19 protein-coding genes are annotated in these 20,710 nt (G+C 67.4%); 4 read left to right on the forward strand and 15 right to left on the reverse strand.

Translation table 11 applies throughout. The features are described 5' to 3' along the window. On the reverse strand, positions 1–477 hold the full coding sequence (locus AC2EBU_RS05935; RefSeq protein ID WP_484609439.1) for a DUF2271 domain-containing protein: 477 nt from the start codon (positions 475–477) through the stop codon (positions 1–3). A gap of 37 nt (positions 478–514) precedes the next feature. Next, complete coding sequence (locus tag AC2EBU_RS05940; protein WP_484609440.1) at positions 515–931, reverse strand: PepSY domain-containing protein; 417 nt, start codon at positions 929–931, stop codon at positions 515–517. A 262-nt stretch (positions 932–1,193) separates the two neighbouring features. On the opposite strand from AC2EBU_RS05940, the gene AC2EBU_RS05945 reads away from it, so the two are divergent. Both AC2EBU_RS05945 and AC2EBU_RS05950 read left to right on the forward strand, forming a co-directional pair. After that, positions 1,194–1,619, forward strand: a complete 426-nt coding sequence (locus AC2EBU_RS05945; protein ID WP_484609441.1) for a hypothetical protein — start codon at positions 1,194–1,196, stop codon at positions 1,617–1,619. 9 nt (positions 1,620–1,628) lie between these two features. Next, on the forward strand, positions 1,629–4,154 hold the full coding sequence (locus AC2EBU_RS05950) for a cation-translocating P-type ATPase (RefSeq protein WP_484609442.1): 2,526 nt from the start codon (positions 1,629–1,631) through the stop codon (positions 4,152–4,154). A gap of 158 nt (positions 4,155–4,312) precedes the next feature. Here the strand turns inward: AC2EBU_RS05950 and AC2EBU_RS05955 are convergent, their stop codons facing one another. Together AC2EBU_RS05955 and AC2EBU_RS05960 are read right to left on the reverse strand one after the other, a co-directional pair. After that, the gene (locus AC2EBU_RS05955) at positions 4,313–5,161 is read right to left on the reverse strand and encodes a class III extradiol dioxygenase family protein (protein WP_484609443.1); all 849 of its coding nucleotides are present in this window, start codon (positions 5,159–5,161) and stop codon (positions 4,313–4,315) included. Positions 5,162–5,189: 28 nt separating this feature from the next. After that, positions 5,190–5,540 (reverse strand): protocatechuate 4,5-dioxygenase subunit alpha, encoded by a 351-nt coding sequence (locus AC2EBU_RS05960; RefSeq protein WP_484609444.1) that lies wholly within the window; start codon positions 5,538–5,540, stop codon positions 5,190–5,192. Between the two features lie 97 nt (positions 5,541–5,637). Here AC2EBU_RS05960 and AC2EBU_RS05965 point away from each other — a divergent pair, with 97 nt between their 5' ends. After that, positions 5,638–6,552 carry a LysR family transcriptional regulator gene (locus AC2EBU_RS05965; RefSeq protein ID WP_484609445.1) on the forward strand — a complete coding sequence of 305 codons (915 nt, stop codon included), beginning with the start codon at positions 5,638–5,640 and terminating at the stop codon, positions 6,550–6,552. Positions 6,553–6,637: 85 nt separating this feature from the next. Here AC2EBU_RS05965 and AC2EBU_RS05970 read toward each other — a convergent pair whose 3' ends face one another. The 10 genes from AC2EBU_RS05970 to AC2EBU_RS06015 all read right to left on the reverse strand — a co-directional run bounded on the left by AC2EBU_RS05970 (position 6,638) and on the right by AC2EBU_RS06015 (position 17,333). After that, positions 6,638–7,459 (reverse strand): tyrosine-protein phosphatase, encoded by an 822-nt coding sequence (locus AC2EBU_RS05970; RefSeq protein WP_484609446.1) that lies wholly within the window; start codon positions 7,457–7,459, stop codon positions 6,638–6,640. A 41-nt stretch (positions 7,460–7,500) separates the two neighbouring features. Continuing rightward, positions 7,501–8,919, reverse strand: a complete 1,419-nt coding sequence (locus AC2EBU_RS05975; RefSeq protein WP_484609447.1) for an alpha/beta hydrolase family protein — start codon at positions 8,917–8,919, stop codon at positions 7,501–7,503. A gap of 205 nt (positions 8,920–9,124) precedes the next feature. After that, positions 9,125–11,233 (reverse strand): acetate--CoA ligase family protein, encoded by a 2,109-nt coding sequence (locus tag AC2EBU_RS05980; RefSeq protein ID WP_484609448.1) that lies wholly within the window; start codon positions 11,231–11,233, stop codon positions 9,125–9,127. Then, positions 11,230–11,988: an IclR family transcriptional regulator gene (locus AC2EBU_RS05985; protein WP_484609449.1), complete on the reverse strand. Its 759-nt coding sequence runs from the start codon at positions 11,986–11,988 to the stop codon at positions 11,230–11,232. Before AC2EBU_RS05985 ends, AC2EBU_RS05980 begins: the two co-directional genes overlap by 4 nt. A gap of 3 nt (positions 11,989–11,991) precedes the next feature. After that, positions 11,992–13,653, reverse strand: a complete 1,662-nt coding sequence (locus tag AC2EBU_RS05990; protein WP_484609450.1) for an AMP-binding protein — start codon at positions 13,651–13,653, stop codon at positions 11,992–11,994. 11 nt (positions 13,654–13,664) lie between these two features. After that, the gene (locus AC2EBU_RS05995) at positions 13,665–14,261 is read right to left on the reverse strand and encodes a peroxidase-related enzyme (RefSeq protein WP_484609451.1); all 597 of its coding nucleotides are present in this window, start codon (positions 14,259–14,261) and stop codon (positions 13,665–13,667) included. 8 nt (positions 14,262–14,269) lie between these two features. Further along, positions 14,270–15,007, reverse strand: coding sequence for an enoyl-CoA hydratase/isomerase family protein (locus tag AC2EBU_RS06000; RefSeq protein WP_484609452.1), 738 nt, complete (start codon positions 15,005–15,007; stop codon positions 14,270–14,272). A 14-nt stretch (positions 15,008–15,021) separates the two neighbouring features. Further along, a complete protein-coding gene (locus AC2EBU_RS06005; protein WP_484609453.1) occupies positions 15,022–15,978 on the reverse strand; it encodes a tripartite tricarboxylate transporter substrate-binding protein in 957 nt (318 codons plus the stop codon). Positions 15,979–16,449: 471 nt separating this feature from the next. Continuing rightward, a complete protein-coding gene (locus tag AC2EBU_RS06010) occupies positions 16,450–16,998 on the reverse strand; it encodes a putative toxin-antitoxin system toxin component, PIN family (protein ID WP_484609454.1) in 549 nt (182 codons plus the stop codon). Continuing rightward, a complete protein-coding gene (locus AC2EBU_RS06015; RefSeq protein WP_484609455.1) occupies positions 16,995–17,333 on the reverse strand; it encodes a hypothetical protein in 339 nt (112 codons plus the stop codon). Before AC2EBU_RS06015 ends, AC2EBU_RS06010 begins: the two co-directional genes overlap by 4 nt. A gap of 307 nt (positions 17,334–17,640) precedes the next feature. Here AC2EBU_RS06015 and AC2EBU_RS06020 point away from each other — a divergent pair, with 307 nt between their 5' ends. Beyond that, positions 17,641–18,030 carry a hypothetical protein gene (locus AC2EBU_RS06020; RefSeq protein WP_484609456.1) on the forward strand — a complete coding sequence of 130 codons (390 nt, stop codon included), beginning with the start codon at positions 17,641–17,643 and terminating at the stop codon, positions 18,028–18,030. Between the two features lie 85 nt (positions 18,031–18,115). On the opposite strand, the gene AC2EBU_RS06025 is transcribed toward AC2EBU_RS06020, so the two are convergent. Further along, positions 18,116–20,560 carry a penicillin acylase family protein gene (locus AC2EBU_RS06025; protein WP_484609457.1) on the reverse strand — a complete coding sequence of 815 codons (2,445 nt, stop codon included), beginning with the start codon at positions 20,558–20,560 and terminating at the stop codon, positions 18,116–18,118. Positions 20,561–20,710: the final 150 nt, after the last annotated feature.

The raw sequence follows: 20,710 nt of genomic DNA on the forward strand, positions 1-20,710 counted from the left end.
TTACTTGAGTTGCAAGGTCACCGACTGGATGTACTGCTTGCCGGCCTGCGGCTTGCCGACACTGGCGGTGGACAGCGGCATGCGAACCTCGGACGGGCTGTCACGCATGTCTTCAACAGCGGCATCGAGGCGAATTTCATAGCCGGCGTCGATCAGCGCATCCGCCAGATCGGCCGTGACCTTGAGGGTGCGCCCCGCACCCACGCTGGCGCCGGTGACGCCGTCCAGGCGCCTGGCGTCACCAGCGGAGAGGCGGCTCCAGTCGGACAAGTGCTTGTGGTACTTGGCTTTGCCGCCGGCCACCCACAGTGTGCGCACATAAGCGCCCTTGGCATCGGTCAGGTAGGCCGCCACGTAGGCGCCGTTGCCACCGTAGTCCTTGAGCTGTGCGGTCAGCGTGACCTGGCGGCTGTGTGCCAGAGCGGGAACGGCCAGGGCGCAGGCGGTGGCCAGCATGGTCAGAATCGGTTTGGACATGGTGATGTTCCTGTGAGGTTGGGAAATGAGAGGGGGGTCACCCGATCTGGCCGCGCGGCGCGCCGCCCGGGGTCGGCAAAGGCGATGAAGAGGTGGCGCCGTCGGCTGGTGGGGGGCGGACGGGCTGCGGGGCCGATTCATCGGCACCGCGACCGTGATCGCGATCCCGCCGGTGGTCGTCTTGCCTGCGCTTCAACACCTTCAGGGTTTCCGGGTCGATGGTGGCTTTGAAGCGGCGGCCTTGGGCGTCGGTGCCGCGAACCTCGTAGCAACCGTCGTCGATCTTCAGCCGCTGGATCTGCCAGCCCTGGGCCGCGGCCATCTGCCGCACGGCCTCGCGTGACTGCCAGCGATTGAGGGGCGCATCACACTCATCCCCGGCCGATGCGGACAAGGCGGCCAGGCCCAGAGACAGCAACAGCAGGCCCTGGCGCAGACGGACGTCGGATTTCATGGGGGCTCCTTTCGGGCGGGTTCACGGGTGTCCACGGTTCAGGCCGTGGTGTTGGGGGCATTGTGGAAACCCCGCCGTGTACGCATACTGAACGGCGTATTCATGGCCTGTTCATCAACCCGGCGTTCCAATGGGCCAGCGACCGCATCCGGCGCCGGCGTTCATGGGCATGCGTCAGATCATTGGCCCGCCGAGGCCAGGCGCGTATGCTGAAAACCGGAGCGCGCCAGTCCGGACCTTCCCCACCCGCCTTGAACCTGTCATGCCATCCCTGAGCCCCGCCGAGGACACCGAAGACCCCGACCACAGCCTCCAGGAGCGGGCCGCCGCCTGGCGCTCAACCAGGGTCAGCGTCGCGGCCAACCTGGTCCTGACCACCACGCAGCGGGTGGCGGGCGTGCTGGCGACGTCGCAAGCCCTGATCGACGAATTCGTCGTGCCGCTGGCCAACCACCCGCGTCAGAAGGACGCCGACGGGGGCCACCGGTATGGTCCCCATCGGTTCGAGACCGCGGCCAGACTTGTCCCGGGTGCGACGCTGCGTGTCGAAGCGGGCCACGACCGTGCCGTGGACGCCCGCAGCCGGGTGATGCCGCGACACCGCGTCCGCCACCGCATGACCCAGCTGGCCCCCTGGCAACGGCCCGACCGGGATCATGCGGTGGCCATGCAACCGCCCGCGGGCTAGGACGACGCCATGGAGACCGTTCCTGCCCGTGGTCTGACGTCGGCCGAGGCGCGTCAGCGCCTGGCCCAACAAGGCGCCAACGAGCTGCCGGCTGCGGCGCAGCGCCGGGGGTGGGACTTGCTGCGGGAGGTGGTGGCAGAGCCGATGTTCCTGCTGCTGGTGGCCTGCGGGGCCATTTACCTGGCGCTGGGTGATCGGCATGAGGCCTTGATGTTGCTCGGGTTCGTGCTGGTGGTCATCGGCATCACGTACGTCCAGAAGCGCCGCAGCGAACAGTCACTGGCGGCGCTGCGCGACCTGTCCAGCCCGCGTGCGCTGGTGATCCGCGATGGGCAGACGGTCAGGATCGCCGGGCGCGAACTGGTCGTCGGCGACACCGTCCTGCTTGCCGAAGGCGATCGGGTGCCTGCCGACGTCCGGTTGATCGAAGCGTCGAACCTGATGATCGACGAATCGCTTCTGACCGGCGAATCGGTGCCGGTGCTGAAGCAGGCGAACGATGTGATCGACGCCGGCGACGCAGACCCTCGCAGCCAGGCCCTGTCGGGCGCGCTGGTCACGCAGGGCACGGGCAAGGGCATTGTGGTGGCCACCGGCGCACGCAGCGCCCTGGGGCGCATCGGCGCCTCCCTGAAGTCGATGGCCACCGAGACCACGCCGGTCCAGCGCGAGACCCGGCGGATCGTCACCTGGGTGGCGGCGTCCGGTCTCAGCCTCGCCGTGGTGCTCGCCCTGGCCTGGGCCCTGTCGCGCGGCGACTGGCTGCATGGGCTGCTGGCCGGCCTGACGCTCGCCATGGCCATCCTGCCGGAAGAGCTGCCGGTCGTGCTGACCATCTTCCTCGGTCTCGGTGCCTGGCGGCTCGCGCGCGAGAAGGTGCTGACCCGCAGCATGCCGGCGGTCGAACTGCTGGGGGCGACAACGGTGTTGTGTGTTGACAAGACCGGCACGCTGACGATGAACCGCATGGCGGTGCGCAGGCTGTGGTCCGCCGACGCGCAGCATTGTCTGGGTCCCACCGATGCGCCAGCCTTGCCGGAGGCGCTTCACCCGGTGCTGGAATACGCCGTGCTCGCCAGTCACCGCCGCGCTTTCGATCCGATGGAGTCCGCGATCATCGAAGCGGGTCAGAGTCGTCTGTCGGGCACCGAACATCTGCACGCGGACTGGGACCTTCTGGACGACTACCCGCTGTCGCCGCAGATGCTCGCCATGTCCCGCGTCTGGCAGTCACCGGATCGACAGGACCGGCTGGTTGCTGCCAAGGGGGCGCCAGAAGCGATCATGGACCTCTGTCACCTTGATCCATCGCAGCAGAAGCCTGTTGCGCAACAGGTTGAGGCGATGGCTGCCGACGGGTTGCGGGTCCTGGCGGTCGCACGGGCCTTTTTTCCCTCGGGTGAGTTGCCCGGCGGCCAGCACGACTTCGATTTCGAGTTCATGGGACTGGTTGCGCTGGAGGACCCGGTGCGACCGGACGTGCCGGCGGCCATCGCCGAGTGCCGGGCCGCCGGCATCCGGGTCGTGATGATCACGGGCGACCATCCCCACACCGCCCTGGCCATCGCACGACAAGCGGGGTTGGTCGCCGATGGGCGGGCCGTGACCGGCCCGGAGCTGGACCGACTGGATGACGCAGCGCTGGCGGCGCGCCTGGCCGACACCCATGTGTTTTGCCGTGTGCAGCCCGAGCAGAAGCTTCGGCTGGTGCAGGCTTTTCGCACCCGAGGCGACGTGGTTGCGATGACCGGCGATGGCGTCAACGACGCCCCCGCCCTCAAGGCTGCCCACATCGGCGTGGCAATGGGCGCCCGGGGGACCGACGTCGCCCGCGAGGCCGCGGCCCTGGTGCTGCTGGGTGACGATTTCGCGTCCCTGGTGACGGCCGTGCGCTATGGACGCCGCGTCTTCGCCAACCTGCGAAAGGCCATCGCCTTCGTCCTGGCGGCGCATCTGCCGATCATCGGTTTGTCGATCGTGCCGCTGATCCTGGGCTGGCCGATGGTGCTGATGCCGGTGCACATCCTGTTCCTCCAGCTGATCATCGACCCGGCCTGTTCCATCGTCTTCGAAGCCGAGCCTCTGGAGGCCAACGCCATGCGGGTGCCGCCCCGGCGCCCGGATGCGCGCCTCTTCGACCGGCAAGTCCTGTTGCGCGGTGCGCTTCAGGGCTGCGGCCTGTTCGGCATCGTGCTGATGGCCTACCTGCTTGCCCGATCGGATTCCGGCTCCGACGAGACGGCGCGTGCGCTCGCATTCACGGTCCTGGTGGTCGGCAATCTGGTGCTCATCCATGCCAACCGGACCTGGACAACCCGAAGCGGCCCGGCGCCATCCTGGAACATCGCTTTCGGCTGGATCGTTTTGGGGACAGGCGTGCTGCTGGCGCTGGTTCTGGGTGTTCCCGCCATCAGCCGCCTGTTTCTGTTCGCGACACCATCTGCTGCGCTCTTGTCGAGTGGCGCGGCATTGTGTCTGGGCGCGCTGGTTTGGTTCGAGGCGACCAAACGGCTCGCAAACCGATGGGGCAACTGAATGGGCCACTGAGGCATCGAGTCGTGCCGTGCGGCCCACGCCACCCGAGACACCCTTCCACCGCCAAAATCCCATCAAAAAAGCGACCATCCCAGCACGGAATGGTCGCTTGATGCTATGAACTCAATAGAAAGTCAGGAGGGGGGTGCTTCACCCCCTCACACCACCTCCAGCGCCAGCAGCCCGGTGGCGGTGTTGGAGATCGGGATGTGGTAGTTGCCGTGCACCTTCTTCACGCGGGCGCCGCCGGCCGAGAGGGCGCCGCGCATGGCCAGCCAGTTGAGCAGTTCCACGCCCTGGGTGCCGGCTTTTTCCACCAGTTCCAGGTCGCTGAACTGGGTGACCCACTCGGGGTTGGTTTCCATGCTGTCGAGGAACTGCAGGTCAAAGCGCTTGTTGATGAAGCCGGCGCGCTCGCCTTCGAGCTGGTGCGACAGGCCGCCGGTGCCCAGCACCGCCACGCGCTTGGGGCTGTCCCAGCTGCGGATGGCTTCGCCCACGGCCTGGCCCAGGCGGTAGACGCGGCGCGCGGTGGGCAGCGGAAACTGCACGGTGTTGATGTTGATCGGCACGATCTCCACCGGCGCGCTGTCGTGGCCGGGCCAGAACAGCTTGAACGGCAGCGAGCAGGCGTGGTCGATCAGCAGTTCCTGGCAGGTGACGATGTCGAACTCTTTGGCGATCAGCTGGTTGATCAGGTGCCAGGACAGATCCTGGTTGCCCTTGAGTGGCGGCAGGGTGGGAATGCCCCAGCCTTCGTCGGCGTTGTGGTATTCGGCCGCGGCGCCCACGGCGAAGGTGGGCATCTTGTCCAGGAAGAAGTTCAGGCCGTGGTCGTTGTAGAACACCACCACCACGTCGGGCCTGATCTGCTCCAGCCAGCGGCTGACGGGCGGAAAGCCGTCGAAGAAGGGTTTCCAGTACGGGTCTTGCTGCTTGCCCTTGTGGATGGCGCCGCCGATGGCGGGAATGTGCGAGGTGGCGAGGCCGCCGATGAGTTGTGCCATGGTTGTGCTCCGGTGTTTGTTTGGCTTTTTATTGCTCGTTCGCCGCGACCAGCTTGGCTTTGAACTCGTCTTTCGTGACGCCCGTCTGCTGCGCGCCGATGTCCTGCATGTCCAGCCCGTAGATGCCGGCCAGCTTGGCCAGGTAGTAGGCGTTGCCGCCGGCGGCCAGCATCTGCAGCACCTGGCCGGAGCGCACGGCGGCCATCTGCTCGTCGGTCAGTGCGTAGCGGCGCATGTAGGCCTCCGCGTCGGCCAGGAAGGCGTCGCGGTTGGCCTTGTCGTTGAAGGAGTAGCACATCTTGTTCAGCGCGTAGCCTTTGCGGGCCATGACGTCGTCGAACACGGTGGTGCCGGGAATGGTGGGTTTGGTGGCGCTCACATCGGTCTCCTGAGGGCTTGGGATGGTTGATTCAGCTCAGGCCTGCAGTATTGAGCCGCCATTGCAAAAGATAAACCGATGAATCATGATCGAACACATGAACGAAATTGATTGGTCAAGCCTGGACGCCCGCCTGCTGCAGCTGCTGGTGGCGGTGTTTGAGAGCGGCGGCATCACCGCAGCGGCGCTGCGGCTGGGGCTGACGCAGTCGGCCGTCAGCCACGGGCTGGACCGGCTGCGCGCCATCACCGGCGATGCGCTGTTTGTGAAAAACGGACGCGGCATTGCGGCCACGGCCCGTGCCGGCGTGCTGGCGGCGCAGGCGCGCGAGCTGCTCGGCGCGCTGGAGCGCTTTGCCCACCTGGGCGACTTTGACCCGGCTCGCTGGCAGACCACCTTCACCATCGCCGCCAACGATTTCCAGCGCGACCTGCTGCTGCCGCCGCTGGCCGCGCGGCTGCGCGAAGCGGCGCCGGGCGTGACGCTGCGCATCATCCCCTCGGCCGTGCCGCGGCTGGACATGCTGCGCAGCGACGACTGCCAGCTGGTGATCAGCCCCCGCCCGCCCGAGGGCAGCGACATCGTGCAAAAGCGCCTGTTTGAAGACCTGTACCGCGTCTTCTACGACCCGGCCGTGCGCGACGCGCCGCTGACCGAGGCCGACTACCGCGCCGCCCGCCACGCCACCGTGGTGTACGAGCCGCGCCGCAGCCTGGACCTGGACCAGCTGCTGGCCGCGCGCGGTGTGGTGCGCGACTTTGCGGTGCTGGTGCCCGCCTTCAGCGCCCTGCCCGCCTTTGTGCGCGGCACGCCGCTGCTGGTCACCGCGCCCGGCCTGCTGGCCCGCCACACCCTGGCCGGCCTGGCCAGCTGCCCGCCGCCGGTGCCCTGCCCCACGATGCCGATGTACGCCATCTGGCACCTGCGCTACCAGCAGGACAGCGCCCACCGCTGGCTGCGCAGCCTGCTGGAAGCGGTGGTGGGGCCGGCCCTGGCCGCACAGGCCGGGTGAAAACGCCGCCGCCGGACATTTTTAGGGCTTTCAGGCCCATACCCAGCGCAAAAAGGTCACTCTTTGCTATGTAAACAGGAGTGAATCAGCGCCCGTCGGCGTCCTCACCGGGCTCGCGCGCCAGGTACAGCTCGGCCAGGCGGCGGCGCGCGGCGGGTGTCAGGCCCAACTGGCGGGCCAGGTAACGGTCCAGGCCGCCGTGGTCGCGCTCCACGGCGTCGAAGGCGGCGTGCAGAAAATCTTCCTGCACCCGCCACAAGACATTCAGCACCTCGGGCGGCGCCAGACCGGACACCGCCGAAGGCATGCGGTAGTGCTGGTTGGTGAGCAGATAGTCGTGCATCACCACGTCGTGCGGCACGTCCAGTGCCCGCAGGATCAGCGCGGCGGCAAAGCCGGTGCGGTCCTTGCCGGCGGTGCAGTGGAACACCAGCGGCGCGTCGTCGGCCAGCAGGTGCTCGAACAGCTCGGCAAAGCGGTGCGCGTTGTCGTGCACAAAGGCGCGGTAGGTGTCCTGCATCAGGCCCACGGTCTGCTCGGCGGTGACACGGTGGCCGGCGGCGACCAGGTCTTTCATGCGCTGCACCACCGTGGGCTCGATGGGCAGCGGGTGCTGGGTGATGCCCGGCACCGCATAGGGCACGGCGGCGCGCTCGTGCACCCCGCGGAAGTCAAAGGCACGCGCCAGCCCCAGCGCGGCCAGCCGCGCGGTGTCCTCGGGCGTCAGGTCGGCCAGGTGGTCGGAGCGGAAGATGCGCCGCCAGCGTACCGGCCGGCCGGCCTGGCCGATGTAGCCGCCCAGGTCGCGGAAGTTGGTGGCGCCGGCCAGGGGCAACACCCGCCCGGGGGCAGCGCCCGGGCCAGTGGGGGTGGAGGCCGCCGCAGGCGGGCGATCAGCGTGGGTCATGGTGACCCGATGGTAGCGCCCGCGTGTGACTAGCCGCCGTGTCAGCGCGCCGGAATGCGGCTGGCCAGCGTCTTGACGGCGTAGTCGGGCAGAAAGCGGCAATCGGCCGCTGCGCCACCGCCTGCGGCCTGGAGGCTGCGGCACTGCTCCGCAATCGTGACCGGCGTGGGCTTGCGGCCGGTGTCCACCCAGGTGATCAGTGCCTGCAGCAGCGGCGGGTAGATCGCCTCGCCCAGGTAGCTGTGCTCGGACGATTCGACAAAGGTCTGCACCAGCCTTTGGCCGTTGCCCGCCGCCACCATGCGCTGGCGCAAGGTGTCGCTGCCTTCGACAAACACCGTCGAATCATGGATGCCGTGGGTGGTGACCACCGGGACGGCAAAACGCCCCTGATGGTCCACATCGGCCACAAAGCGCGCCCGCGCGGCCGGATCGGCGGCAAAACGCAGCCCGGCGCGGTCCAGGTCGGCATTGAGGGCGGCGTCGTTCGGCGAGCCGGTGTAGCGCACCCCGGTGTTGCCGATGGGCGCGCCGCCGTGGCGGCGGGTGACGTCGGCCAGCGTGAAGGTGCCCCAGTTCAGGTGGCTGAGGATGGAGTTTTCCGGCACGCGGATGATGTCGGCGATCAGCTTCGCGCGGGCACGCTGCTCGGGGGTGCGCTCGGCGGCGGGCTTGTTCAGCGCCAGGCATTCGTTGACCCGGGCGGCCAGTTGGGCGTTGGTCATCGTGGAGCCCGCGGGCAGGCCCAGCGCCAGCGGGTACTGGGGTTCGTCGGCGCGGGGATGGTTCTTGCACAGATGCTGGTAGACGGCGCGGATATCGACCCGGAAGTCGTAGGTGGCCGGGCCCGCCACCACGGCGCTGGTGAACAGGATGCCCGCCCACGAGCGCGGATACAGCTCGGCCGCGCGCGCCGCCACCATGCCGCCCCAGGACTGGCCGTGCAGGAAGGTGCGGCGCGGTTTGTCGACATGGGCGACGAAAATGCGCCGCACCCGCTCGGTGTCTTCGGCGGCGGTGGTGACGGCAAACCCGCCCTGGCGGAACACCGAGGCCGCATAGGCATGGCCCTCGCGCACGATGACCGACCAGCGCTTGATGTCTTCATTGGCGCGGGCGTCGGTGGGCGCGCCCAGGAACGGCCCGCCGTGCGCATGCACGAACAGGTTGCCGCTCCAGCGGGCCGGCACCACGATCAGATACGGCGCGCCGGCAGAATCCTTGCCGCGCAGGCAGCGGGCGCCCGGCGGCGGCCCCTCCGGGCAGGTCACGGCCGCCGGCGCGGCCTCCGCCGGCCAGGCCGCCGCAGCTTTCTCGGCGGCGGTTTCAGGCGCCTGCGCGGCGGGTGCGGCAGACTGTGGCCCCGGACCGGCACAGCCGGCCGCCAGCGCAAGGGTCAACGCGGCAGACAGCAACAGAATCCGAGGGATGCCAGCGGGGCGACGGGACAACAGGGGCATGAGAGAACTCCGGCAGATGACAAAGCGGCTTGCATGATCGCCGCAATCGCGCCAACGCCCCAGCGGAAAAACCCGCGCCGCCGGCGGTGGCACCATATGGGCCGTGCCGGGAGGTCCGCAAAGTGCCCAAGCGGTGGGCAATCCAGGCCAGAAGTCGGCAAGAGTCTCTGTGAAAAGGTCGTTTGCAGCTAGCTATTTCAGAGCGTCACGCCGCGCCGCTGGCCAATGCGTCCAGGATCCAGGCGTGCTGGGTGGTCAGCAACACGGGGTTGAGCTCAAGCTCCGACAGCGCCGACGCCAGCAGTGCCTGTTGCAGGCGCACGAGGTCGCGTGCCAGCGCCTCGCGCGCCAGCGGTGCGCGACCGCGGAAGGCGCCCAGCAGCGGAGCGCAGCGCAGGGCACGCAGCAGCGGCAGAACGTCGGCCTCGGTCAACAAGCCCACGTGGACGACATAGTCGCGGTCGGCCTCGATGGCCAGGCCGCCACGCCCCAGCACCGTCACCGCGCCATAGATGGCGTCGCGCCGCATGGTCACGAAGAGCTCGACGCCAGGCTCGCTGACCAGCTCTTCCACCAGCACGCCTTCGGGTTCCACCGCGGGCGCATGGGCTCTGACCCGCGCGCACAGGTCGGCATAGCAGCCGGCAATGTCGGCGTCCGGATCGCGGCACAGGGCGACGCCACCCACGTCGGACTTGTGTGGCAAAGCGGGCGAGACGATTTTCAAGGCGACGCCACTGCCCAGCGACGCGGCAAATGCCTGCGCACTGGCGGCGTTGGTGCAGAGCTGGCCACGCGGCACACGCAAGCCCTGCGTGCGCAACCACGCTTTGACGGAGGGCTCGGTGCGCCATGCCTGCGTCGCAGGTTCGCCAGGGCCGGGCTGGGGCGCGTGCACAATGGGCGCGAAGCGCGCGGGCTGGCGGGTCACAGCAAAGGCTGCCAGCGCCGCGGCGGCCTGCCCGAGGTCGCGGAACGCGACAAGCTGCGTGCTGGCCGACAGTGCGGCCCATTCCTCGGGCGTTGCCGCCTCCCAGATCACCCACACGGGCTTGGAGGACCGGGCGGCCATGCGTTCGAGCAGGCTCACTTTGTCCAAGCCGCCCATCAGCGTGGGTGAACTGGTAAACAGGTAGACCACCAGCAGGTTGAATGACGCAAGGTCAAGCAGCCCCTGCAACGTGCCTTCGAAGGCCACCGGGTCGAAAACGGCAGGACCCAGGTCCATCGGGTTGGCCGCCGTGAGAAAGGCGGGCAGGTGCTGCGACAGTTGGTCGCGATCGCCGGGGCTCAAGGCCGGCAGCGCCAGCCCAAGCCGGTCGGATTGGTCGGCCCACAAGGCACAGGCGCCACCGGAGATGCTGGCAAAAGCCACCGCCGGCGCCCGGTCCAGGCGGGTACCCGACAACGCCTTGAGCGTCCAGAGAAACGACTCTGCCGAGTCGCACAGTGCCACGCCCAATTGTGCGCACACCGCGCGGAAGGCGTCCGCATCACCGCTCATCGACGCGGTGTGCGAAGCCACGGCCTGCGCCCCGCGCCGCGACAGACCCGAGCGCAGGATGGCGACGGCTTTGCCCGCAGCACGGCAGGCTTGCACCGCTACGGCAAAGGCCTGGCCGTCGGTCATGCCTTCCAGGTACAGGCCGACCACGTCGGTCTGCGGGTCGCTTGCCAGCCAGTGCAGCGCCTCAATGGGGGACACATCGGCCGAGTTGCCGAACGTTGCCACGTAGCTGAAGTCGAGCCCATGGACGGTCTGGCCGCGCACGGCCAGCGAGATGGCCATGGCGCCGCTTTGGGTGAGCAATGCCGTGCGCCCGGTGCGCAACTCCATGCGTTCCATGATCTGGGAGAGCGACAGCGGCATGCGGTCGACAAAGTTGACCAGCCCGATCGACTGCGGCCCCACAATGCGCAAGCCCCCCCGCGCGGCACGCTCCAGCAGGACTTGCTGGGCCCGGGCGCCGTCGGCACCCGACTCCGCGAACCCCGCAGCCAGCACCACCAGAAAGCGCGCGCCGACGGCGACGGCGTCGTCCACCAGCGCCTCGATGCCGGCCGACGGCGTGCGTGCCAGCACCACGTCGGGCGATTGCGGCACCTCACCCAGCGAGGCGTACACCGGCCGGTCGTACAGCGACTGATGACGCGAGCTCACAGGGTAGATGTCCCCCTGCCAACCCGCGCACACCAGGTCGTGCAGGGTGCGCGTGCCCATGCGTGCGGGGTCGTTGAGTGCAGCGCCCACGATGGCAATGCGGCGCGGCCGGAACAGGCGCTCCAGGTCGGGAACAGAGGCAGCGGGTGTCATTTGGTCTTGCCGGGGGCGTACCCGAGCTGGCGTGAGAGTTCGAGAGCGGCCTTGCTGAGAATTTTTCCTGCCGCCTGCAGCGCGGCGTCGTCCAGCCGGTCGGCCGGCCCCACGATGGCCAGCGCCGCGATGGCGTTCTCGCGCCCCACCAGCACTGGTGCAGCGGCACCGGCCACACCGGCACGCCATCCCTCGCGATTGGTGGCATAGCCCTTCACGCGCACGGCCTCGATCTCGGCCCGCAGCACATCGGGGTTGGTAATCGTCTGCGGCGTGTAGACGCGCAGCTTGCGCAGCACGCGCCGCACCTCCTCGTCGGGCTGGTAAGCCAGCAGCACCTTGCCGCTGGCCACGCAGAAAGCCGGAGCGCGCAGGCCCGGCTCGGAGCTGGCGCGGATGGGCGCGTTGTTCTCGATCTTGTCGAGGTAGATGATCTCGGCGTTGTGATAGATCATGATGTGCGCGGACTCGCCTGTCTTGCGCACGATGCGCTGCAGGTAGGGGCGCGCCACCTCCGACAGGCGCAGGCGTGAGACCATGCGCGAGCCGATCTCGAACAGCTTGTAGTTGAGCTGGTACAGCGCCCCCGCGTCAAAGCGCACCACGTACCCCTGCTCGACCAGTGTGGTCAGGATGCGGTGCACGTTGCTCTTCTGGTAGCCCAGCTCCAGCGCCAGTTCGGACACGCCACGGGGTGCGTCGCTGAACGCCAGCGTCTCGATCACACGCAACGCCTTGACGAGGGATTTGTCCATGGCTCAGCCCGCAGCCCGCGCCTGCAGGCGCGCGGCCATGTCCTGGCGCATGAGATGCTTCTGCGCCTTGCCCGTCACTGTCATCGGAAAGTCCTCCACAAACTCGATGTAGCGAGGAACCTTGTAATGGGCAATGCGGTTGCGGCACCAGTCCCGCAAGGCGTCGGCCGTGACGGCGTGGCCCGGGCGAAGCCGCACCCACGCGCAAACCTCCTCGCCGTAGCGCGTATCGGGCACGCCGAAAACCTGCACCTCGGCCACGGCCTCATGGCCGAAGAGAAATTCCTCGATCTCGCGCGGGTAGATGTTTTCACCGCCACGGATCAGCATGTCCTTGATGCGGCCCACGATGCGGCCGTAGCCTTCGTGGTCCAGCGTGGCCAGGTCGCCGGTGTGCATCCAGCGCGCGGCATCAATCACCTCGGCGGTGCGTTGCGGATCGCCCCAGTAGCCCAGCATGACGCTGTAGCCCCGCGTGAGAAGTTCCCCAGGCTGACCGCGCGGCACCACCCGTCCGGCGGCATCGACGATCTTGACCTCGACGTGTGGATGCACCCGCCCCACGGTCTCCACCCGGCAGGCAACGGGATCGTTCACCTGGCTCTGGAAACTGACCGGGCTGGTCTCGGTCATGCCATAGCAGATCGTCACCTCGTGCATGCCCAGCACGTGCATCACGTCGCGCATCACGGCCTCGGGGCACGGCGCACCCGCCATGATGCCGGTACGCAACGCGCCAACCTTGCGGGGGCGCCGGCCCTGCTCTTCCAGCATGGCGACAAACATGGTGGGCACCCCATACAGGACAGTACACGCCTCGGCCTCCACCGTATCCAGCGTGGCGGCCGGGTCAAAGCCTTCACCGGCCAGCACCACGCAGGCCCCGTGGCTCAACGCGCCCAGCACGCCCATGACGAGGCCGAAGCAGTGGTACAGCGGCACACACAGGCACAACCGGTCACGCGCAGACAGGCGCAGGGTTTCGCCGACAAAAAAGCCGTTGTTCAGGATGTTGTGGTGCGACAGCGTCGCCCCTTTGGGTGCGCCCGTGGTGCCGCTGGTGAACTGGATGTTGATGGGATCGTCAAATTGTGTGGCCGCCAGCGCTGCGGCACGTCCGATGTCGTCACCGATGTCGCCCAGGCGCTGCAGGTCGGACCAATGCATCCAGCCGGGCTGCGCCTTCTCGTCGAGCGAAATCACATGCATCAGCTCGGGCAGCTGGTTGCCCTGTGCGCCCTGCGTCAGCGCCAGCAGCATGGCGTGGTAGTCGGAGGTCTTGTGCATCCGCTGCGCCACCACGGCCTTGCAGCCCGACAGGCTGAGCGCGTGGCGCGCCTCGTGTACGCGATAGGCCGGGTTGATGGTGACCAGGATGAGGCCGACACGCGCGGCCGCAAACTGTGTCAGCACCCATTCGGCGCGGTTGGCTGACCAGATGCCGATTCGGTCCCCTTTGCACAGGCCGGCGGCCAGAAAGCCGCGCGCGATCTGGTCGACCGCCGCACGAAATTCGGCGTAGCTGTAGCGCAGGCCCTGCGCGCGGGACACCAGCGCCGGCGCGTCGCCAAAGCGCTCAGCCACACGGTCGAGCAAGGCACCGATGGTCTCACCAAGCAAAGGCTCGTCCGTGGTGCCACAGACATAGCTGGGCAGGGCTTGCATGCAGATTCCTTTCACCGAGCGCGGCTGTGGTACTCGGGATTGGCCTGCATCCCGGTGCCAATGGCCAGGCGGTTGGACATGGCGTAGAACGACGCCGTGGAAACAATGTCCCAGATGGCGCGGTCGCTGTAGCCGGCGTCACGCAACGCCTGCCGGTCGGCGTCGCCAACGGCTTCTGGCGTGTCCGTGAGCTTTACGCAGAACGCCAGCATGGCGGTTTGCGCTGCAGGCAGCTCGGCCACGCGATGGTTCATCACCAGCGCCTCGCCCAGCATCGGGTCGCCCGAAAGTTCACGCACGGCCTGCCCGTGAGAGACCAGGCAGTAATGGCAGCGGTTGCGTGCCGAAACCGTGGTGGCAATCATTTCGCGCTCAAGCCGCGAGAGCTCGGAGTCGCCCATCATGAGGTGGTTGTAGAAATCCATGAAGTTGCGCAGCTTGACCGCGTCAAAAGCATGCGCCAGCAGCACATTGGGGATGAAGCCGAGCTTGCTCTGGCATTTGCCGAAGTAGGCCTGGAGATCGGGCGGCAACGCCGCCTCGTCCAGATCGGGCAGGCTCAAGGCGGTCACGTTGCTGGGCTGGGTCTTGCGGATGGTATTGCTCATGGTTGTCCTCATCGGCCTTCAAACACGGGCGGGCGCCGTTCAATGAACGCGCTGCGTCCCTCCTCGAAATCACGGCTCTGCTGCATCTCCCGAACGCGGGACATGGTGCGCAGGGCGTGCACCGTCGGGCTGTCGGGCAGCACGTGCGCGTCCACGCTTTCCTTGAGCCAACGGATCACCAGCGGCGCCGCGTCCGCGATGTCCTGCGCATATTGCAGGGCCACCTCGACCAGTTTGTTCCGCGGCACCACGCTGTTCACCAACCCCATGCGCTCGGCCCGTTCGGCGCTCAGCGGCTTGCCACGCAGCATGACCTCCATGGCCAGCTTGTGAGGGATGCGGGCCGCCAGCCCGCTGATGAGCCCATAGGCCAGCCCGACACGCGGTTCTGAGTACATCAACTGGGCGTCCTCGGCAGCAATGCACAGGTCCGATGCCTGCACCACGGCCATGCCGACCCCGACGCAATAGCCCTGAACGGCCGCGATGACGGGTTTGGTCACCCTGACCGCCACACCGGGAACGCCTTGCCAGACGTCGGAAGGCATGTCTTTCAGATCGGCGCCAACCGTGAAATGGCGCGAGCTGCCGCCCGAGATGACAGCCACCCGTTCGGGGCCGTCTTCAAAGCGCTGCCAGGCGGCGCACAGGGCGGCGACCATGGCGTTGTCGAAGGCGTTGTGCACATCGGGCCGCTCGATGATGATGTGGCCCACCAGGCCTCGCGTCTCGTAGTGAATGGACATGGTCTGCGCCCGCCTTATTCCGGCTTGAGATTGGCCTTGCGGATGAGTTCACCCCAGCGCCTGGTCTCCTGCGCCATGAAGCCGCCCCACGCTGCAGGCGACAGGGCCTGCGGCTCAAAGCCCCGGCTGATCAACTGTCGGCTGATTTCCGGGTCCTCCAGCAGGCGGTTGATCTCGGCGTTCAATCGCTCGACCACCGCCGCCGGCGTCCCGGCCGGGGCAAGGACGCCGAACCAAGCCGTGGCCTCAAAGCCCGGAAGCAGCTTTCCCACCGGCTCCAGATCCGGAAAGACGGCCGAGGGTTTTTCGCTGGCGACACCCAGGAAACGGATGCGGTTGCCCTGCTGCAGCGGCGCAAGGGCCAGCTGGCTGTCCAGCAGCATCGAGATGCGCCCGGCCGCCAGATCGGTCGCGGCCGCTGCCCCCCCCTTGTAAGGCACCATGACAAGCTTGCCGCCGGTCAGCTGAGAGAAAAGCTCACCGCCCAGATGCGAAGCGCCACCGGTCGCGGACGACCCGTAGGTAAGCTTGCCGGGGTTTTTGCGGGCTTCGGCAATCAATTCCGCAGCGGTCTTCTCACCAGTGGCCGGCACGGCCAGCAGCAAAGGCACCTTGCCGAGAAACGCGACGGGCGCAAAGCTGGCGGCGCTGTCATACGGAAGTTTGGCCATCAGCCATGGATTGATCGCATGACTGGTGTAGTTCATCAACAGCGTGTGGCCATCCGGCGGCGCGCCGGCCACAAACTGTGAGGCAATCAAGCCGCTGGCGCCCGCCTTGTTTTCCACCAGCACCGCCTGTCCGAGCGCGGTGCCCAGCCGCGTGCTGATGGCGCGGATAACGGTGTCGGCCGTGCCGCCCGGTGGCGCCGGCACCACGATGGTCACGGGCTTGGTCGGAAAGGCAAGTGCCAGATTGCACAGCGCGGCGAGCGCCAAGCCAGCCAGGCCACGAACGAACAGGGGCTTCATGGGGTCGATCTCCAGTCAGGACATTTGGAACGCGGTTCCATCACCGCCACGGCAGTATTGCCGCGCCCCCGGCCGGCTGCAACGCAGATTTTTGGAACGCGGGCGTCCCACCACCACGCCAGCCCCGACCGTCCACGCCGCGTGCCCGCTCAGGCGAAAAGCGGATGAAATTTCGGCTTGACCCAGCGTGAAAAGGTCTTCTTTTGCTACGAAAACAGAAGCAATCAGGCCGATTCGGCGCCCGCCAGATCCCCCGCGATCAGGCGGAACTGCTCCAGTGCGGCCTCCAGATCGTCGACGATCTCCTGGGCAATCACCTCGGGCGGCGGCAGGTTGTCGCCCTCAAGCAGGGCGTCGTCTTTCAGCCAGAAGATGTCCCGGCTGGCGGCTCGACATCGTCGCCATCGCCCATGCCATCGCTGCGCAGCACGTTGCAGTAGTTCCAGAGCTTCTGGACGATGGTGGCTGAGTTCATGGGTTCTCCAAAGTTGGTTGTTTCTTGGGCGGCTTTGACAGCACGGCGGCAGGGCTTGTTTCGGCGTCGTCGGACTCCTTCAGGCGTTCCGCGGTGGACAGCCCGAAGGGCAAGATGTGCACGCGAAAAAACGTATCCAGGTTCGTGATCGGGCACCCGCAGGCTCTTTCAAAAGCATCCGTCAGCGACAGCAAGTCCCCGTCGCCCGATACCAGCACATCGGCCTGCCCGGCCACCGCCAAATGCATGAAGGGCATGTCCAGCGGGTCACGGCAGTCGGGCACCGGGGGTGGCGGCTGCGGGATGCGCACGGTCTGGACCCAAGGCAGGTAATCGGCCAGCAACTCCTGCTGCTCGGCCGCACCAACGCGGAACTTGGGGTAAGCCAGCACGCGCACCAGTTCCTGCACGGTGGCCGTGCTGGCCAGCGGCACAAAAGCGCCCTGTTGCCAGCCCAGGCGCAAGCGCCCGGCCGCGCCACCGCCAAACACCAGCGCGGACAGCACCACGCTGGTGTCCAGCACCACACGCAAAGGTGCGCTCACGCTTTGAGGGTCCTTTTGCCGCCCGCCGCCGTCTTGCCTGCTGGCGGCCCGGCATCGGCAGCAGCGGCACCATAGGGTGCTTCCGGCTCGGCGGCCACAGCGGGCGCCGCTGCAGCAGCCGATCTTGACCAGGCCACGGCATCCGCGATGTCCGACTCGCTCAAATCCAGCTCCGCCAGCTTGGCACGCACCGCATCGCCGCGCTGGATGCGCACCGGGGTCAGGATGATCTGCCCCGCGCGGGCTTCCACGTCAAAGTACTCCGTGGCGCCCACGGCCTGAGTCACACTCTTGGGCAGCGTGAGCTGGTTTTTTGAAGTGAGTTTGGCAAGCATGGCAGAACATTCGAAGTAAGGAATCCTTACTTTAGCGGTTCAACGTCGTCCTGTCCAGACACGCCACTTAGGCAGCTTTCCAGGCACCGCCCGCACCACCAAGTTCGTCAAGCCCCGTCGCCGCATCCGGCTCAAGGGTGGCGGGCGCGGGCCTCGGGGCTCATGCGGCGGGGGTTCTCCTTGCGAAAGATTCTACGGTCGGGCCCGGCGGGGGAAAACGGCCGGGCGGCAAGGAATTGCGGTGCAACGCGGGCAGGCCGGGGCAAAAAACTTGAAACTGAAGGCTTCTCACCCCATATCCATGATCATGCAAATACTCATCTGGACTCTTACCCTTCTGGTGTTGGCGCTGTGGAGCGCCCTGGCCTGGACGGTTCATGCCGTCTGGAATCTGTTGACTACCCTGCCCTGGCCGCAAGTGCTGGCGCAGTTGCAGGCGCACGGCAACAACCTGCCACCCTGGCTGGAGCCCTGGCTGGGCCCGGTGTGGAAGGTCTGGCTGGACTTGCTGGCCGCCGCCGGGCCGGCGCTGGAGGCATTGGCCGGCGTCCTGCGTGGCTCGGCCAACTGGCTGGTCGACGCGATGCCGGTGTTGCTGACCATCGGCTGGGGCGTCGGCGCGGTGGTGTTGCTGATACTGGCGGCGGCGGCCAGCGGTGTCACCGCCTGGCTGCGCCGCGGCCCGGCCGCTGCCTGAACCGCACCGGCGGGCACCGTCCAACCGAAAAAAGTGCGCCCTGGAGGCGCACTTTTTCGTGGTGGCCCTCAGGAGGGCCGGGCACTTACTGGGAAATCTTCACTTCCTTGAAGTTGGGGTCGGCCTTGATCTGCGCCTCGGTATAGGGCAGCTTCACCCACTCGCCGGCGGCGTACTTGCGCGTCTGGTCGCTGAAGTTCGGGCTGGCCGGGTTGGATGACTGGCCATAGGTCAGGATGCCCTCGGCCACCGGGCCGTTGTCGTCCCAGGTCACAAACTGCATGTAGCTGTTGCCATAGGCGCCGGCATTGGTCTTGGGGTCGGCGGTGTAGATGAAGCTGCCCGGGGCGACCTCGGTCTTCTGGCCGCGCCAGTTGTTGAAGGCGTAGCGGCCACCAGGGATGGCCAGCGGGCCCTCGGGGCGCGAGAGGATCTGCACATCCATGGGCCGGGCGCGGCGCTTGAGGGCGCTGTCAAACTGGGTGCTGGCGACCAGCGTCTCCAGCTTGGCCAAGGCGTCGGCGGTGCCAGCGTTGCCCCGCGGGGTTTCCAGCGGGTCGGCCGCGTTGAATGGCACCGACCACCACGATGCGGCCTTGAGTTCGCCCAGGGCGGCGTAGAACTCGTAGAACAGGATGGCGCCCGAGCTGGTGGGCGCATGGCTGCGGTCCCACGACTGGAGCACGGTACAGGCATCCTTGGCGGCGGCGGAGGCCGACGCACTGGCCAGACATTCGGTCACGAACCCCGGAACCCACTTCTCGGCGCGGTACAGCCGGCTCTTCTGGTAGATCTGTTGCAGGTTGGCCACCGTGAAGCGGTTGCCCGTCAGGCCGTCGGTGCCGGCCAGGCGGTCACGCACGATGGCGTGGCCGGTACGGGTGCGCTCGCCCTGCACCGAACCTTCGGCGTCCGGACCGGTGGCGATGATCTTCGGGAAGCCGGTGAGGAAGCTGTTGGCCGCAGACCACCAGTGGCTGTCGTTGGCGTTGACGATGTAGTCGCTGCGCTTGATGGACGGGCGCTGCGTCGCACCGATGCTGCCGCTCCAGTCACAGGCCGCGGTGGTGCCGGCCATGACGACCACGCCGGTGCTGGCCATCAGCGCCTTGAAGGGCGCACCCGATTCGGGGCCGGGCACACAGGCGTCGAGCTGGGCGTTGGCCACGTTGGCCGCCACGGAGTAGTTGAAGTACATCGCGTCGCCGTTCTTGTCGGCGGCCATGGTGTTCACCCAGGGCATGGCGGTGTGGGTGGCGGCGGCCTGCAGAAGGCCGTCCACCGTGGTGGCCTTGCCGTTGAGGATGACCTGATCGATCAGCTTGGTGTTGGTGTAATTGGCGTCCTGAAGGGCAAAAGCGGCGCTCTTGCTCCAGGCGAAGCTGCTGTCCATGATCATCGGGCCCCACTCGGTGGTGTAGAGCGTGCGGGTCAGGGGAGCCAGCTTGCCGTCGGCGCCCTTGACCTGGATGCTCAGCGGCACGGCGGTCATGGGTTTGGAGACGCCGTCCTTGACGTAGCGTGTCGGGTTGGCCGGGTCGAGCGCCAGGTAACGCAGGGTGAACCGGTTGTCGGTCGAGAAGGTGTGGGTCCAGCCCAGGGAGCTGTTGAAGCCGATCAGCGGCAGCGGCACACCCAGCAGCGTGGCACCCATGACATCGTATTTCTCGCTGGGGACCGTCACGTGAATCTGGTGCAGCCGCAGCGCGCCCCACCAGGGGAAGTGCGGGTTGCCCATCACGATGCCTTTGCCGCTTTGTGTGACGTCTTTGCCCAGGCCGTAGCCGTTGGAACCAATGGTGTGGTCGTGCAGGTTGCGCAGCGCCATCAGCGTGGGGGAAGCCGCCAGTTGCGCCGCCGTCGGGCGCTGGGCCGGCTTGGCCGACCGCTGCGACAGGGCAATCGAGGCGGCCGGCGGCCGGGCGTTGCCGATGGAGTTGATGAAGGCCATGGAACTGCCCGCCATGGCGGCCTGGGACAGGCGCAGGAAGGCTTCGTCTTCCGTCATGGGCTTGACCCATTCGGCGTTGCGGCACTCGGCAGGCAGGTTGGCCACGCCGGTTTCGGCCAGGTAGCGGTTGTAGCCGGCCGCGAAACCGGCCACGATGTCGCGGGCCGCCTGGCTGGAGCCCGCCCGGATGCGGTCGGCCTGGGCTTTGTCCAGCAGCAGCTTGTAGAAAAAGTCCGAATCGACGTTGCCGGAAATGGTGCCCAGGCTGCCCAGATAACCGCCGGCGCCGCCGAAGTACTGGGCGCGTTCGCCACGCAGCGTGACCAGTTCTTCGGCGTACAGGCAGAAGTTCTGCTGCGCAAAGGCATAGCCATAGCCGAATCCCGCGCCTTTGAAGTTGTCGGCCACCACATGGGGCACCCCGTAGGAGGTGGTGCGGATGGTGGCAGCGAATTCGGGGGGCGGTGGCGCGGGCGGATCGTCACTGCCCAGGCAGCCGGCCAGCAGCGCGGCAATGGCAATGGCGCTGAGCGCCTGGGGTACGGCGCGGACAGCGCGGCGGTGATGCGAAACGGTCATGACAGGTCTCCGGATGGGGCGGGCCGAAACCTGGCCCGCCGCAAAAAAATCATGCGCCCGCGATTTCCTTATGCCCAGAAGGGTTTCCCCGGTGACCTATGCGGAACCGAACTTCCCCGGCTTTTGAACAAACCGGCACCCCAGGAGGGG

The organism is Curvibacter sp. T50 (assembly GCF_057219955.1).

Bases quoted from the DNA above. Each gene is read 5' to 3' on its own strand.
- AC2EBU_RS05935 (WP_484609439.1), bottom strand. From the start codon at position 477: ATGTCCAAACCGATTCTGACCATGCTGGCCACCGCCTGCGCCCTGGCC.
- AC2EBU_RS05940 (WP_484609440.1), bottom strand. From the start codon at position 931: ATGAAATCCGACGTCCGTCTGCGCCAGGGCCTGCTGTTGCTGTCTCTG.
- AC2EBU_RS05945 (WP_484609441.1), top strand. From the start codon at position 1,194: ATGCCATCCCTGAGCCCCGCCGAGGACACCGAAGACCCCGACCACAGC.
- AC2EBU_RS05950 (WP_484609442.1), top strand. From the start codon at position 1,629: ATGGAGACCGTTCCTGCCCGTGGTCTGACGTCGGCCGAGGCGCGTCAG.
- AC2EBU_RS05955 (WP_484609443.1), bottom strand. From the start codon at position 5,161: ATGGCACAACTCATCGGCGGCCTCGCCACCTCGCACATTCCCGCCATC.
- AC2EBU_RS05965 (WP_484609445.1), top strand. From the start codon at position 5,638: ATGAACGAAATTGATTGGTCAAGCCTGGACGCCCGCCTGCTGCAGCTG.
- AC2EBU_RS05970 (WP_484609446.1), bottom strand. From the start codon at position 7,459: ATGACCCACGCTGATCGCCCGCCTGCGGCGGCCTCCACCCCCACTGGC.
- AC2EBU_RS05975 (WP_484609447.1), bottom strand. From the start codon at position 8,919: ATGCCCCTGTTGTCCCGTCGCCCCGCTGGCATCCCTCGGATTCTGTTG.
- AC2EBU_RS05980 (WP_484609448.1), bottom strand. From the start codon at position 11,233: ATGACACCCGCTGCCTCTGTTCCCGACCTGGAGCGCCTGTTCCGGCCG.
- AC2EBU_RS05985 (WP_484609449.1), bottom strand. From the start codon at position 11,988: ATGGACAAATCCCTCGTCAAGGCGTTGCGTGTGATCGAGACGCTGGCG.
- AC2EBU_RS05990 (WP_484609450.1), bottom strand. From the start codon at position 13,653: ATGCAAGCCCTGCCCAGCTATGTCTGTGGCACCACGGACGAGCCTTTG.
- AC2EBU_RS05995 (WP_484609451.1), bottom strand. From the start codon at position 14,261: ATGAGCAATACCATCCGCAAGACCCAGCCCAGCAACGTGACCGCCTTG.
- AC2EBU_RS06000 (WP_484609452.1), bottom strand. From the start codon at position 15,007: ATGTCCATTCACTACGAGACGCGAGGCCTGGTGGGCCACATCATCATC.
- AC2EBU_RS06005 (WP_484609453.1), bottom strand. From the start codon at position 15,978: ATGAAGCCCCTGTTCGTTCGTGGCCTGGCTGGCTTGGCGCTCGCCGCG.
- AC2EBU_RS06015 (WP_484609455.1), bottom strand. From the start codon at position 17,333: ATGCTTGCCAAACTCACTTCAAAAAACCAGCTCACGCTGCCCAAGAGT.
- AC2EBU_RS06020 (WP_484609456.1), top strand. From the start codon at position 17,641: ATGCAAATACTCATCTGGACTCTTACCCTTCTGGTGTTGGCGCTGTGG.
- AC2EBU_RS06025 (WP_484609457.1), bottom strand. From the start codon at position 20,560: ATGACCGTTTCGCATCACCGCCGCGCTGTCCGCGCCGTACCCCAGGCG.